The organism is Streptomyces sp. WAC03905 (assembly GCF_057371075.1).
In genome coordinates, this window is the sequence record NZ_JBXYDZ010000003.1 from 820,566 (window position 1) to 834,152 (window position 13,587).

At 72.3% G+C, this 13,587-nt stretch carries 15 protein-coding genes; 9 read left to right on the forward strand and 6 right to left on the reverse strand.

The window, feature by feature from the left end:
* Nucleotides 1-43 precede the first annotated feature (43 nt).
* Entirely contained in the window at nucleotides 44-826 is a 783-nt protein-coding gene (locus AC2RP6_RS06655; RefSeq protein ID WP_486445333.1) for a calcium-binding protein, read from the forward strand.
* Between the two features lie 75 nt (nucleotides 827-901).
* Here the strand turns inward: AC2RP6_RS06655 and AC2RP6_RS06660 are convergent, their stop codons facing one another.
* Nucleotides 902-3,292, reverse strand: a complete 2,391-nt coding sequence (locus tag AC2RP6_RS06660) for a M4 family metallopeptidase (protein ID WP_486445334.1) — start codon at nucleotides 3,290-3,292, stop codon at nucleotides 902-904.
* 278 nt (nucleotides 3,293-3,570) lie between these two features.
* On the opposite strand from AC2RP6_RS06660, the gene AC2RP6_RS06665 reads away from it, so the two are divergent.
* Entirely contained in the window at nucleotides 3,571-4,026 is a 456-nt protein-coding gene (locus AC2RP6_RS06665) for a phosphoketolase family protein (protein ID WP_486445335.1), read from the forward strand.
* A 12-nt stretch (nucleotides 4,027-4,038) separates the two neighbouring features.
* Here the strand turns inward: AC2RP6_RS06665 and AC2RP6_RS06670 are convergent, their stop codons facing one another.
* Nucleotides 4,039-5,016 carry a pirin family protein gene (locus AC2RP6_RS06670; protein ID WP_486445336.1) on the reverse strand — a complete coding sequence of 326 codons (978 nt, stop codon included), beginning with the start codon at nucleotides 5,014-5,016 and terminating at the stop codon, nucleotides 4,039-4,041.
* Nucleotides 5,017-5,120: 104 nt separating this feature from the next.
* Between AC2RP6_RS06670 and AC2RP6_RS06675 the strand changes: the two genes are divergently transcribed.
* The 7 genes from AC2RP6_RS06675 to AC2RP6_RS06705 all read left to right on the forward strand — a co-directional run bounded on the left by AC2RP6_RS06675 (nucleotide 5,121) and on the right by AC2RP6_RS06705 (nucleotide 9,944).
* A complete protein-coding gene (locus tag AC2RP6_RS06675) occupies nucleotides 5,121-5,471 on the forward strand; it encodes a tetratricopeptide repeat protein (protein ID WP_486445337.1) in 351 nt (116 codons plus the stop codon).
* Nucleotides 5,472-5,542: 71 nt separating this feature from the next.
* The gene (locus tag AC2RP6_RS06680) at nucleotides 5,543-6,751 is read left to right on the forward strand and encodes a methyltransferase (RefSeq protein WP_486445338.1); all 1,209 of its coding nucleotides are present in this window, start codon (nucleotides 5,543-5,545) and stop codon (nucleotides 6,749-6,751) included.
* Between the two features lie 28 nt (nucleotides 6,752-6,779).
* Nucleotides 6,780-7,547: a MerR family transcriptional regulator gene (locus tag AC2RP6_RS06685; protein ID WP_486445339.1), complete on the forward strand. Its 768-nt coding sequence runs from the start codon at nucleotides 6,780-6,782 to the stop codon at nucleotides 7,545-7,547.
* A gap of 107 nt (nucleotides 7,548-7,654) precedes the next feature.
* Nucleotides 7,655-8,284 (forward strand): DUF6230 family protein, encoded by a 630-nt coding sequence (locus AC2RP6_RS06690; protein ID WP_486445340.1) that lies wholly within the window; start codon nucleotides 7,655-7,657, stop codon nucleotides 8,282-8,284.
* Complete coding sequence (locus tag AC2RP6_RS06695) at nucleotides 8,275-8,826, forward strand: DUF6114 domain-containing protein (protein ID WP_486445341.1); 552 nt, start codon at nucleotides 8,275-8,277, stop codon at nucleotides 8,824-8,826. Before AC2RP6_RS06690 ends, AC2RP6_RS06695 begins: the two co-directional genes overlap by 10 nt.
* Nucleotides 8,823-9,473, forward strand: coding sequence for a hypothetical protein (locus tag AC2RP6_RS06700; protein WP_486445342.1), 651 nt, complete (start codon nucleotides 8,823-8,825; stop codon nucleotides 9,471-9,473). Before AC2RP6_RS06695 ends, AC2RP6_RS06700 begins: the two co-directional genes overlap by 4 nt.
* A gap of 165 nt (nucleotides 9,474-9,638) precedes the next feature.
* Entirely contained in the window at nucleotides 9,639-9,944 is a 306-nt protein-coding gene (locus AC2RP6_RS06705) for a DUF2087 domain-containing protein (protein ID WP_486445343.1), read from the forward strand.
* Here the strand turns inward: AC2RP6_RS06705 and AC2RP6_RS06710 are convergent.
* The 4 genes from AC2RP6_RS06710 to AC2RP6_RS06725 form a co-directional block, all read right to left on the reverse strand.
* A complete protein-coding gene (locus AC2RP6_RS06710; RefSeq protein WP_486445344.1) occupies nucleotides 9,917-10,120 on the reverse strand; it encodes a hypothetical protein in 204 nt (67 codons plus the stop codon). The genes AC2RP6_RS06705 and AC2RP6_RS06710 overlap by 28 nt on opposite strands.
* Nucleotides 10,120-11,547 carry a dihydrolipoyl dehydrogenase family protein gene (locus AC2RP6_RS06715; protein WP_486445345.1) on the reverse strand — a complete coding sequence of 476 codons (1,428 nt, stop codon included), beginning with the start codon at nucleotides 11,545-11,547 and terminating at the stop codon, nucleotides 10,120-10,122. The genes AC2RP6_RS06710 and AC2RP6_RS06715 overlap by 1 nt, the downstream gene beginning before the upstream one ends.
* Nucleotides 11,548-11,588: 41 nt before the next feature.
* The gene (locus AC2RP6_RS06720; protein WP_486445346.1) at nucleotides 11,589-11,996 is read right to left on the reverse strand and encodes a thioredoxin family protein; all 408 of its coding nucleotides are present in this window, start codon (nucleotides 11,994-11,996) and stop codon (nucleotides 11,589-11,591) included.
* A gap of 105 nt (nucleotides 11,997-12,101) precedes the next feature.
* The gene (locus AC2RP6_RS06725; protein ID WP_486445347.1) at nucleotides 12,102-13,541 is read right to left on the reverse strand and encodes an aldehyde dehydrogenase family protein; all 1,440 of its coding nucleotides are present in this window, start codon (nucleotides 13,539-13,541) and stop codon (nucleotides 12,102-12,104) included.
* Nucleotides 13,542-13,587 lie beyond the last annotated feature (46 nt).

The following is a 13,587-nucleotide window of genomic DNA, read 5'->3' on the forward strand; positions in this document are numbered from 1 at the left end:
GCCCCCGAGGAACGCCTACCGACGACGAGGGAGACACATCACCATGACAGTGCGACACATATGCGCGTCGTTCACCGCGGCAGCACTCCTGTGCGCCGCGTCGGCCGGTACCGCCGCCTCGGCGGCTCCCCGCCCCTCCGCGTCCGGCGACCGAGCGAGCGCCACCGTGGTCGAGATGTCGGCCGGCACCCTGCTCGTCACCGCGGGTCAGGGGGTGGACAACGACATCACCATTCGCCGCCAGGGCGACATCGTCCTCGTCTCGGACACCGCTGCCGAGGTACGGGCCTCGGCCCCCTGTGCCCCTCGCGCCCAGGGGCTCGTGGCGTGCCCTCTCCCGACCGACGTGCAAGCACGCGGGCAGGACGGCGACGACGCCATCTCGATCTCCCCGAACCTCGACGCCCCGGCCGCCCTGTACGGGGGCAGCGGAAAGGACCGGCTCAACGGCGGTCCGCACGCCGACCGCCTCGTCGGCGACGAACCGGACGGAGGCGTCGGCCTCATGGCGGCTACACCAGGCAACGACACCATCAACGGCGGACCGGGGAACGACACCATCTTCGGTCTCGGAGGAAACGACACCATCAGCGGCGGACCGGGGAACGACACGCTCAACGGGAACGAGGGCAACGACACGCTGAACGGTGACGCCGGCAACGACACCCTGGCCGGCGAGGCCGGGAACGACACCCTCAACGGGGGCGAGGGCAGCGACACCCTCGTTGCCGTCGACGGCGTCAACGCCAACGACAGCCTCGACGGCGGGCCGGCGTTCGACTCCTGCACCCGCGACAGCGGCGACGCGATGGTCAACTGCCCCTGACCTCCACGCCTGTGTGCGCCTCCGCTCCGGCGGAGGCGCACACAGGCCCGTATGGGGCACGCCGCTTCGTCAGGATCAGGGGTGAATGTCGAGAGCCGTATCGTCGATCACAAAATAGGTCGGGGCGGCAAGATCCTCCCTGGCGGTGAACGTCAGGGCCACGAACTGTCCTTCCAGCGCATCGAGTTCGATGGTGCGGCGGACATAACCCCCGCTCGCATCAAGATTCGAGTACGTCGCAGCACCCCCTCCGTTCGCGTGGACGGTCAGCTTGTCGTACGGCACCGTCGCGGTCTCTTCCCTGGTGACGATCCGGAGCCAGAAGCTGACGGTGGCCCGGCAGCCGTACGGGATGAAGGCCGTCTGGGTCAGTGTGTCGGTGGCCGAACTCCCGTGGCCTCCGAGCAGGGCCTTCCATGACCCCGTGCGCGCGGGCAGCCAGGAGTTGTCGGAAGTGATCAGGGATGAGTTGCCGTTGGACTTCCAGGCCTTCGGCCCCGACTCGAAGCCGGCGTTGTCGAGCAGCTGTGTCGTGCTGCACGTGCCGGGGGTGTAGACGAGCCAGGAGAACGAGACGACGTCGACGGCTCCGGTCGAGTCCGTCGCCGTAAAGGTGACGACCGAGCTGCCGTCTTTGGTCGGTGTGCCGGTGACAGCTCCGATCGCGGAGTCGAGGGTCAGTCCGGCGGGCAGACCGGTCGCCGAATAGGTCAGCGTGGCTCCCTCATGGCCCGTGCCGGCCCGGATCTGGAGGTCGACCGCTGCGGTGGTCGTGGAGACCTGGTCGCCCGGGCTGATCAGTGTGACTCCCTGGGTCATGCGGGGGCCGACATTCACGGCGGCCCATGCGTTTCCGACGTTGTTGTAGACGACTCCGTCCTTCCCGTACAGGTCGGCGGCGGCCTCCAGCGTGGCGGTGCGCGCGCCCGCGTAGTCGGTGGTCGACGTCATGTAGGTGGTCAGCGCCCGGTACCAGATCTTCGCGGCCGCTTCGCGGCCGATGGGGTTGACCGGCTTGCCGTCGTAGGTCGGTGAGTCGTAGTTGACGCCGTTGACGAGCTTGGCACCGCTGCCCTCGGATGCCAGGTAGAACCAGTGGTTGGCGGGACCCGACGAGTAGTGGACGTCGATCCGGGAGATGCCGGGGTACCAGTGGTCGGCGGATTCGCCGTCCTTGGAGGGCCGGTCCATGTGGCGCAGCGGGGTGCCGTCGCCGTTGATGTCGATCTTCTCGCCCTCGAGGTAGTCGCCCGGGTCGGAGGGGTTGTCCGCCCAGAACTCCACCACGGCGCCGAAGATGTCGGACGTGGCTTCGTTGAGCCCTCCGGACTCCCCGCTGTAGCGCAGGCCTGCTGTGAAGGAGGTGATGCCGTGCGTCATCTCGTGCGCGGCAACGTCGATCGAGGTGAGGGGGTGGGTGTTGTATGCGCCGTCACCGTAGGTCATGCAGAAGCATTGGTCCCACCAGTAGGCGTTGGAGTAGGCGTTCCCGAAGTGGACCCGGCTGCGGGCGGATACACCGTCGTTCCTGATGCCGTTGCGGCCGTGGACGCCCTTGAAGTAGTCCCAGGTCAGCTGAGCACCGTAGTGGGCGTCCACTGCTGCCGTTTGGCGATCCTGCGGGCTGCCGTCGCTCCAGACGTCGTCGGCATCGCCGAACAGGGTGTCGGGTGCCGCATCGTCGGAGGCGTGTCCCAGGTCGGTGGTCCTGTTGCCGCCGCGGGTGTCGTCCCTGAGGAGGTAGCTCCCGGGGGTCCCGGAGGTGCCGAGGGAGACCTGGCCGCCGTACTGACCATGGCCGATGCCGTTCTTGACGGCTTGGTACTCGAATATCGACCTGCCCGTCACCGCGTCGCTGACGACATGCAGTTCCGAGGGAGTGCCGTCGTGCTGGAGGCCGCCGAGGACGGTCTCCCAGGCGAGCGCGGGGCTATCGGAAGCCGCCCACACGACCTTGCGAACAGATTGGACCTTGAGGGTTTGCGTACCGTAGGTCCTCGCCCGGCCGAGAGCGAAGGACATCGCGGAGTCGGCCGTCACCTCGGCCGTGGCGGAAGGCAAACCAATGGCGGCACCCGTTGCCCTGGTAACACCTCTGACGGCCCCGCCCGGCGCAGTGTGGACCACCAGGTCGCCTCCGAGCACCGGCAGTTGGGCGAACGTGCGGTCGTACCGCGTATGCAGAGTGCCGTCCACGTCCTTGAGGACCGACGTCGGCACCAGATCCTCCTGCCCACCCAGGCCCAACGCCTTCGCGACGGCTGACCGGCCCGCACGGGCACCGGCGAGGAGGGCCGCGTTGTCGTCCGGCGTCTGACGGACGTTCGCGGTGCCCGCCCTGGGCGGGTCGGTACCAACCTGCGCGGCCGCCGCCGTGCCGGACGCGGAGGGAAGACCGGTGGCGAGCACGGCGGCGCCGCATAAGAGGGCACCCGCTCTCGCTGTCCTGTGGAGGGTTCGTTTCACTGTGACTCCCGGTGCGGGGCCGGCGTTCGCCGGCCGAAGCGGTCCGAGCGGACCGTTTCGAATCCGCCCGACGGAGCTGATCTCACAGTTCGGGGCGCGTCCTACCCGCCGGGCATCGGCCGACCACACGTTTGTGGCCGATGCCCGCTGCGCCGGAGGGATGTTAACGTAAACATCCTGGCTCGGCCAAGGCCGCTCGACTCCCACCGCTTCCCGGCGGGTGCCGAGGCGGCGGCCTCCGCGGGTGCTACGCCACCGAGCGACGGCGATCCCGGCGGGTGCCCGAGGTCGTCGCCGGCGAGCAGCCCTGCTTCGACCGGCTCGGGATCGACGAGCCGCGTACGCACGTGGCGCGCGGTGCCGGCACATGGGAGTGGACCGGTACTGACGACGGCTCCCATGATCCCGGTGTCGTCCTCGCGTGCGCCGACGACGTCCCCACCATGGAGGCGCTGGCCGCCGCCGCCCTGCTCCGCGAGCACCTCCGCTCGCTGGCCGTCCGCGCCGTCAGCGTCGTCGACATGGCCCGGCTGACGGTACGCCCCACCGCACACATCAACCTGCCCAAGCGGACGGTGCTGGTCCAGGCCGTCGGCGGCTCCGAGCAGGGCCTGGAGCACGCCCTGTCATTGGTGCGGCGCGAAGAGGACTGGACAAGCAAGGGCGTTTTCACTGGTGCACAAGATCCTCCGCGCACTCGCCCGCGCCCTTCGTCCACGGAACGCCCGGCCTGACCCCATCCGCCGTCAGGAGCGTCGGGAGCCGGCCCTTCCCCTGGGCTTCAGGTGGGTCGGGGGGAGCTGCGGGGCGGGAATCGGGGGGCCGTCGTAGCCCTTGACCTCGCCGTAGCGGGTCCCGTTCATCCAGTCCTCGCGGAACTGGGCGATCTCCTCGTGGGAGCGGCCGATCCAGTTCCAGAACATCACGATCTCCTCCTCGAACGGCTCGCCGCCCAGGAGCATCAGGCCCGCGTCCGAGGCGGCGCGCAGCGGGAGTTCCGTGCGGCCGCAGCCGAGGTAGAGCATCGAGCCCGGGAGGACCGGGACGCCGTCGACGTGGGCTTCGCCCGACATCGACAGGACGGCGTACTCGAAGTCCGGGTCCAGCGGGAGGCGGGTCTCCGTGCCCGCCGCCAGGGTCAGGTCCGCGCCCACGATCGGGGTGTACGCCGTGCCGGGCGAGGTCGCCGTGTCCAGGGTGCCCAGGATGACCGTCGCCGTCAGGCCGGGGGCCGTCACGCGCGGCAGGTCCGCGTGGTGCTGGAAGTGCGGTTCCACGTTCCGGTGGGCGTCGGGCAGGGCCACCCACAGCTGGGCACCGTGCAGGAAGCGCGCGTGCGGGCGCGGGCTCTCCTCGGAGTGGCTGATCCCGCGGCCGGAGGTCATCAGCCCCAGCTCGCGCGGGCGGATCGTCTCCAGGCTGCCCACGCTGTCGCGGTGCAGCACCTCGCCCTGGTGGAGCCAGCTCACCGTCTGGAGCCCGGAGTGCGGGTGCGGTGCGACCTGCATGCCGGGCTCGTCGGCGATGTCATCCGGACCGTAGTGGTCCACGAAGCACCAGGCGCCCACCATGCGGCGCCCCAGGTTCGGCAGGAGTCGGCGGACCTCGGTGGACTCCCCGAGCTTGACCGTGCGCGGGCTGAGGAGCTCGCGCACCGGCTCGGCCACGACGAAACCGCGGCCGCCGCAGGCGGAGAGAGCGGGCTGGCGATCGAGATTGCTCATGCGCACAACCTAGCCCCGCGGAGCGGCCGTGTTGAGTGGAATGTTCCGGCGGCCGGCCGTGTTGGAGGCAGCGGACGCACCACCTGGACGGCGGAAGGGACGCGATGAACGCGCCGACGGAGTACTTCGAGCACGGGACGGCCGCCGAGCGCTGGGCGCGCGCCCAGCTCTTCTTCGACGCGCGGGAGTACGCGACGGCCGCCCGGATCCTGGAGCCACTGGCGGGCGAGGCGCCCGAGCAGCTCGCCCCGCGGCTGCTGCTGGCCCGGGCCTACTACCACTCCGCGCAGCTCTCCCGCGCCGAACGCGAGCTGCGCGCCGTACTGGAGCGCTGGCCGGTGGAGGACTACGCCCAGCTCATGCTCGGTCGCACGCTGGAGCGTCTGGGCCGGCCGGGCGAGGCCCGTCCGCACCTGCGGATGGCGGCCGCGATGGCCGGTGAGTCGCCCGAGTAGCGGGAGGGCGACAGGCGGTCCGGCCCGTGCGTGCGGGGCCGGGCGGCCGCCTCGGTTAGCCTGGGGGCACGATGAACCGTCTGACCACGCCTTTCGGCTCCTACGAGCTCACCCGCTTCCCCGAGGACCCGCGCGACCGGCTCCGCGCCTGGGACGCCGCCGACGAGTACCTGCTGCGCCACCTCGACTCCGGTACGGGGGAACGCGGACCGGTGGACCTGGCCGGTGCCGGGCAGATCACCATCCTCGGGGACCGCTGGGGGGCGCTGACGACGGCACTGGCCGCGTTCCGCCCGACCCAGATCACCGATTCGTACCTCTCGCGGGCGGGTACCGCGGCGAACCTGGACCGGGCCGGGATCGGTACCGCCAAGTCCACGGTGCGGCTGCTGACGACGCAGGACCCGCCGCCCGAGCGGATCGACGTACTCCTCGTGCGCGTGCCGAAGAGCCTGGCGCTGCTGGAGGACCAGCTGTACCGGCTGGCGCCGCACGTGCACGCGGGCACCGTCGTCGTGGGCACGGGCATGGTCAAGGAGATCCACACCTCCACCCTCAACCTGTTCGAGAAGATCCTCGGCCCGACCAGGACCTCCCTCGCGGAGAGGAAGGCCCGGCTGATCTTCTGCACGCCCGGCGCCGCCACCGCGACGCGGGGCGACGACGACCCGTGGCCGGTGACGTACAAGCTGGACCAGGACGCGGGCTCGGGCGCCGGGCTGACCGCCGTCAACCACGCCGGCATCTTCTGCGCCGACCGGCTGGACATCGGCACGCGCTTCTTCCTGCAGAGCATCCCGACCAACACCAACGGGGCCCGGGTCGTGGACCTGGGCTGCGGCAACGGCATCGTCGGGACCGCCGTCGCCGTCGCCGACCCGCGGGCCGAGATCGTGTTCACGGACGAGTCGTACCAGGCCGTCGCCTCGGCGAAGGCCACGTTCCGCGCCAACGTGCACCGTGAGCGCGAGCGGGCCGACTTCCTCGTGGGCGACGGCGTCGCCATGCTGGACCCGGGCTCGATCGACCTGATCCTGTGCAACCCGCCCTTCCACTCCCACCAGGCCACCACGGACGCGACGGCGCTGCGCATGTTCGCCCAGTCGCGCAAGGCGTTGCGGCCCCGGGGCGAGCTGTGGGTCGTCGCCAACCGGCACATGGGCTACCACACGCACCTGCGCCGGCTCTTCGGCAACAGCGAAGTCGTCGCCAGCGAGCCGAAGTTCGTCGTCCTGCGCGCGGTCAAGGAGGACCGCCCGCGCCCCGCACGCCCTATGTGACCTGCCGGTACGTCCTACACTCTGGCGCGTGAGCAGCCAGGTGGGGGACGGAAGCGGTGACGGGGCGGACAACGGCGGGCGCTACCGCCGGGAGGAAGTGGCCCGGGCGGCCGGCGTCAAGGTGCGCAACCTGCGCTACTACCAGGAGCGCGGGCTGCTCCCGCCGCCGCGCCGGGAGGGCCGGATCGCCTGGTACTCCGACGACCACCTGACCCGGCTGCGCCTGATCAGCGACCTGCTGGGGCGCGGGTACACCGTCAACGGCATCGCGGAGCTGCTGAACGCGTGGGAGGAAGGCGGCGGCCTCTCCCAACTGCTGGGCCTGGAGCGGGAGATGACCCGCGACTGGGTGCAGGAGGAGCCGGTGACGCTCACCCGGGCCGCGCTGCGCGAGCTGTTCGGCCCGAAGGCCACCGCGGAGGACACCCGGCGCGCGGCGGAGCTGGGCTACGTCACGGTCGACGGGGACCTGGTGACGTACCCGAGCCGGCGGCTGCTGGAGGCGACGCTGGCGCTGGTGCGGCAGGGGGTGCCGCTGACGGAGATCCTGGATGCCGGGGAGTTCGTCCAGGCACAGGCGGCCGCGCTCGCGGACCGGTTCGTCGGACTGTTCCGGCGGCATGTGATCGGTACGGAGGGGCTGGAGCTGCTTTCGGCCACCCAGCTCCAACACGTCACCGCGGCGGTGAAGGCCCTGCGGCCGGTGGCCGGAGAGGTCGTGGCCACGGAGTTCGCGCGGGCGATGGCCCGGCGGGTGGACGCGGAGGTCGCCGAACTGCTGCGTACGGAGCAGTAGGAGTCGGCTCAAAGGGTGCGCTCGCACAACCTTGCCAACCACCATTGGCACTCTTACATTCAACTCGTCGGTAACAACGGTGCACAGCCGAAATAAGGGACGATCCCATGACCGGTTCCCCCCACTTATCCGACGAGCACAGCGACTCCGGCCGCGTCCGCTGGCGCCGGTTCGCCGTCCTGACCGTCCCCGCCGTCGCGGTGACCGCGGGCCTCGGCATCGCCCTCGCCCAGGGCGTCCTGGCCGCCTCGTTCGCCGTGTCGGGCCAGCAGTTCAAGGTGTCGGCGAGCAGCCTGGAGGGCGAGGGCTTCGCCCAGTACGGCGGGGTCGACGTCAACGCCCGCGACGAGCTCATCCCGGTGGCCGTCACCGCCATCCGGGAGGCCAGGCTCAACAACCTCTGCCAGTCCGTCGTCACCACGCTCCCGGTGATCGGGGACATCTCGCTCAACCTCACGGCCGGCGGGAAGACACCGGTGGAGGCGAGCAACCTGTTCGTCGACGCCACCCAGCTCGCGGGTGACGCCGTCTTCACCAACATCGAGATCGGGCGCGACGCCTCCACCCTCGACAAGGGGCCGGCCGACGCGCAGGGCATGCAGGACCTGTTCGCCCAACAGGCCGACACCGTACGCATCTCCGGCCTCCAGCAGACGGCGTGGGCGACGAACGCCGGCACCTTCAAGCTCTCCGGCCTCAGCATGAACGTCAGCAAGGGCAAGAAGGAATGCTTCTGAGCCGCCGTCAGCGGTGGCGTCGGTGGCGGCGCAGCCGGCCCTTCTGGGGCGGGCTGTTCGCGATCATGGCCGGGGCGTGGATCTGCGTCCTCCCACTGGCGCCGTTGAAGATCATGCTCCAGCAGGGAGTGGCGGGGATCCCGTCCGTCCTGATGGGCATCGTGATGGTCGTACTGGGCCTCACCGCCTGGTTCTCGCCGCCCCAGCGCGCTCTCGCGGGTGTCCTCACCACCCTGATCGCCACCGCCGCGCTGGTCCTGTCCAACCTGGGCGGCTTCCTGATCGGCACCCTCCTCGGCATCCTCGGCGGCGGCCTGATGTTCGCCTGGCAGCCGTACGCCGCCCAGCGCGCCGACGGTGGGAACGGATCCGGCGCCGAGCGACCCGGCACCCCACCGGAAGCCGGGACGGAGCCCGACCCACCACGGGTCCCGGCGCCGGCGACGGCACCGGCCACCGCTGCGGCCACGGCCGCGGCACCGGCCCCGAGCGCGCCCCTTCCCCCCACCCCGCACTCCGATCCCCAAGGAGCACAGCCATGAGCCGTACGCGCACCGCGCTCGCCCTCGGGACGGCCGCCGCCGGAGCCATCGCGCTCGCCTCGGTCACCGCCTCCGCCGCTCCCGCACCCGTGGCCGGGTCGACCACCGTCACCCCGGCCGGCCACGACTTCAAGGCCGTCCTCAGCGGGAAGGCCACTCTCAAGGCCGGTTCGGTGACGGTCACCTGCACCGTCTCCGTCTCCACCGGTACGGTCCCGGCCGCCCCCGGCAACACCAACCCGGCCGGGCCGGTGTCCTCTCCGATCTCACCGCCGACGTACAGCTCCTGCACGTCCAGCATGCCGGGGGTGACGCCGACGGTCACCACCAGCGGCGCGTGGGCGGTGTCCATGCAGGACGGCGCGCCGATCACGGCCACCATGACCGTTCCGACCGGCGGGCTGGTGCTCAAGACGACCGGGCTCGCGTCCTGTACGGTCACCGCGGCGCCCACCACCCCGGCGAGCGTCCCCGGCACCTGGGCCAACGGCAGCCCGTCGACCCTGACCTTCACGAACGCCTCCGTGCCGGTCAAGGTCACCGGCGGCTTCGGCTGCCCGACGAGTGCCACCGCGTCGGTGTTCAACGCGGTCTACAAGGTCTCCGACGTCACCGACCCGGCGCAGAACATCACCGTCGGCCCCTGAGCCGCACCCTCCCGCACCACCGCGCGACCACCGCGCGACCACCGCGTGAGCACCGCGTGACCCGTCCGGCCCCGGAGTCGTCCGGCGCCGGACGGGCCCCGTTCGCCTCGGCCCGCGCGGGAAATTGCGTTGCCGGACCCGGTGCGCCGCGCGAGGCTCGACGGCATGCCCCGGCACACCGAACCCCCGCAGCAGTCCGCCCCGTCGGCCCGCCGGGACGTCTCCGACCTCTTCTCCGGCGGCCGGCTCGTCGCGATCCCGCGCAGGGCAGCCCGACGGGAGCAGCTGCTCGTCCACCTGACCGAGACCCTGTTCACGGCGGGCCGCACCTACACGGAGCCCGAGGTGAACGAGGCGCTGCGCACCGTGCACGACGACTGCTCGGCGCTGCGGCGCCACCTGATCACTGCGGGCCTGCTGACGCGGACCCGTGACGGCCGCAGCTACCAGCGGGCCACGACCACCCGGTAGTGGGCCGTCAGCCGGCCGTCGTCTCCGAGCACCTGGAAGGCGACGGCCGGTGGTTCGTCGAGGTGCACGTGCTCGGAGGGCCCGGTGGGTCCCTCCCACGGCACCCGGAGCGTGGCGACGACACCGGGCCGCACCAGCAGGGGCCGAGAGTACGGCGGCCGGGTGCTCCGCCGCATCAGCCGCGGTAGGTCTCCAGCAGGCGCAGCCAGATCTCGCTGACGGTCGGGAAGGCCGGTACGGCGTGCCACAGGCGGGCGATCGGGACCTCCCCGGCGACGGCGACGGTGGCCGCGTGCACCAGTTCGGCGGCGCCGGGGCCCACGAAGGTGGCGCCCAGCAGCACCTCGCGGTCGAGGTCGACGATCATCCGGGCCCGGCCGCGGTAGCCGTCGGCGTACAGCCCCGCGCCGGAGACCTTGGCCATGTCGTAGTCGACGGCGCGCACCCGGTGGCCCGCCCGTTCGGCCTCGGCCAGGCTGAGGCCGACCGCGGCGGCCTCCGGGTCGGTGAAGACGGCCTGGGGCAGCGCCCGGGTGTCGGCGGTCGCCGCGTGGGCGCCCCACGCGGCGGTGTCCAGCGGGGTGCCCGCGGCGCGGGCGGCGATGGCCGCGCCCGCGATCCGGGCCTGGTACTTGCCCTGGTGGGTGAGCAGGGCGCGGTGATTGACGTCCCCGACGGCGTAGAGCCAGTCGAAGCCGGGAACCTGGCAGGTTTCGTCGACCCCGATCCAGCCTCCGGGTGCCAGCCCGACGGTGTCCAGCCCGATGTCCTCGGTCCGCGGCGCCCGGCCCGTCGCCATCAGCAGTTCATCGCCCTCGATGACCTCCCCGCCCTCCAGCACCACGCTGACGGGCCCGGTCGGGCCGTCCCGTACGACCGACTCGACGGCCGCTCCCGTCCGGATCACCGCGCCCGCCTCGCGGAGGGCGTCGGCGACCAGCTCTCCCGCGAAGGGCTCCATCCGGGGCAGCAGCCCGGAACCGCGCACCAGGACGGTCACCTGTGATCCCAGGGCCTGCCAGGCGGTGGCCATCTCGCAGGCCACCACGGAGCCGCCCACGATGATCAGCCGAGCGGGGGCCTGCCGCGCGGAGGTCGCCTCCCGGCTGGTCCAGGGGCGGGCGTCGGCGATGCCCGGGAGGTCGGGGACCACGGCCCGGGTCCCGGTGGCGACGACCACGGCGTGCCGGGCCGACAGCACGTGGTGCTCGCCCTCGGGGCTGGTGACGGCCACCTTGCGCACCCCGAAGAGGCGGCCGTGGCCGCGGTGGACGTCGGCGCCGATGGAGTCGAGCCATTCGATCTGGCCCTGGTCCTTCCAGTCGCCGACCCACGTGTCGCGGTGCGCGTACACCGCCTCCGTGTCCAGCGGGCCGTCGACGGCGCCCGCCAGGCCCGGCACCCGGCGCGCGTCGGCCCGCGCCAGTACCGGGCGCAGCAGCGCCTTGCTGGGGATGCACGCCCAGTACGAGCACTCCCCGCCGACCAGTTCGCTCTCCACGAGGGCCGTGCTCAGCCCGGCGGCCCGGGTCCGGTCGACGATGTTCTCGCCGGCCGGTCCCCCGCCGAGCACCACGACGTCGTACTCCACCACTTCAGTCATGCGGCCCAGTCTCACCGCTGACCGTCGGTCGCGTCACGCAATCACGCCTCCGGCGCGGCGGACCCCTGGCCCCCGGGCTCCTGCGTGCCCGGCCGGGAGGCGGCGATCTTGGCGCGTACCTCGTCCATGTCGAGCGCGCGGGCCTGTCCGATGAGGTCGGTCAGGGCCGCCTCCGGCAGGGCGCCGGGCTGGGAGAAGATCGCCACCTGGTCCCGGACGATCATCAGGGTGGGGATCGAGGTGATCTGGAAGGCGCCGGCCAGCTCCTGCTGGGCCTCGGTGTCGACCTTGGCGAAGACCAGGTCGGGGTGGGCCTCCGAGGCCCGTTCGTAGACCGGCGCGAACTGCAGGCACGGCCGGCACCAGCCCGCCCAGAAGTCGATCAGCACGAACGGGTTCTCGCTGACCGTCTGGTCGAAGTTTTCCTTGGTGAGCTCGACTGTAGCCACGGTTTCCAGACCTCCTCGTAGAGCCGTCTGCTCGTTGAACGAACGACCCGTCCCGCGCATTCCGCACCGAAAGGACCGACCGAAAGGACCGAAGCGGGGCGATGCTCAGAACGGGTGGCCGGCGGGCTCGGTGCGCGCCGTGGTCCAGCGCAGTTCGGTGAAGGCGTCCAGGTTCGCCTCGCCGCCGAAGCGGGCACCGGTCCCGGAGGCGCCCACGCCGCCGAACGGCGCGACGGCCTCGTCGCCCACCGTCTGGTCGTTGACGTGCGCGATCCCGGTCGGGATCCGCTCCGCCAGGTCGAGGCCGCGCCCGGCGTCGCGGGTGACGATCCCCAGGGACAGGCCGTAGGGACCCGCCGAGGCCAGGTCCACCGCTTCGTCCTCCGTCGCGAAGGACCGGACCGGCGCGACCGGGCCGAAGACCTCCTCGGTGTAGGCGGGGGTGTCGTCGGCGGCGCCCGCCAGCACGGTGGGCCGGTAGAAGAGGTCCCGGTACGTGCCGCCGGCGACGAGCTTGGCCCCCGCCGCGGTGCTGGCCTCCACCAGGGCGTGTACGCGGTCCAGCTGGGCGCGGTCGATCAGCGGGCCCAGGTGGACCTGCTCGCGGTACGGGTCGCCCACGGCCAGTTCCTCGGCGCGCGCGGCGAGCCGCTCGACGTACTCGTCGTAGAGGGAGGCGTGGACGAGGTGGCGGCCCGCCGTCATGCAGATCTGGCCCTGGTGGAAGAAGGAGCCCCAGGTGGCCTGGGCGACGGCGGCCTCGACATCGGCGTCGCGGAGCACGACGAGGGCCGAGTTGCCGCCCAGCTCCAGGTGCACGCGCTTGAGGTGCCGTCCCGCCAGTTCGGCGACGGTGCGGCCGACGGCGGTGGATCCGGTGAAGGAGACCACCCGGACCCGCGGGTCGGCGACCACCGCGGCGCCCGTCCCGGGGCCGCCGGGCAGGACGTGCAGCAGCCCGTCCGGCAGTCCGGCGGCGGCGAGGACCGCGGCGAGTGCGAGTCCGCCGCAGACGGCGGTGCGCGGGTCCGGCTTGAGCAGGACGGCGTTGCCGAGCGCCAGCGCCGGCGCGACGGAGCGGATCGCGAGGATCAGCGGGGCGTTGAAGGGGGCCACGACCCCGACCACACCGGCCGGGACCCGGCGGGTGAAGGACAGCCGGGGCGCCTCGCTCGCCAGCACCTGCCCGGTCGGGCGGGAGGCCAGGGCGGCCGCCTCGTAGCACTCCTGCGCGGCGGTGTGCAGTTCGAAGGCGGCCTTGCCGGGTATCGAGCCGGACTCGCGCACCAGCCACTGGCCCAGCTCGTCGGCGTGGGCGGTGAAGAGGTCCCCGGCGCGGCGCAGTACGGCCGCCCGCTGGGGGTGGGTGGTACGGGCCCAGTCGCGCTGCGCGGCCCGGGCGCGCACGGCGGCCTCCGCGACGTCGGCGGGCGCGGCGAGGTCGAGGGTGGCGAGGGTGCGGCCGGTCGCGGGTTCGACGACCGGGGCCGCGCCGCCGGTGAGTGTGGGTCCGTCCTGCCAGAGCGTCGGGTCGAGGAGCGGCATGGCGCGGGGCCTCCGGTGGGGATGGGCGGGATGCCGGGCGGGGGGG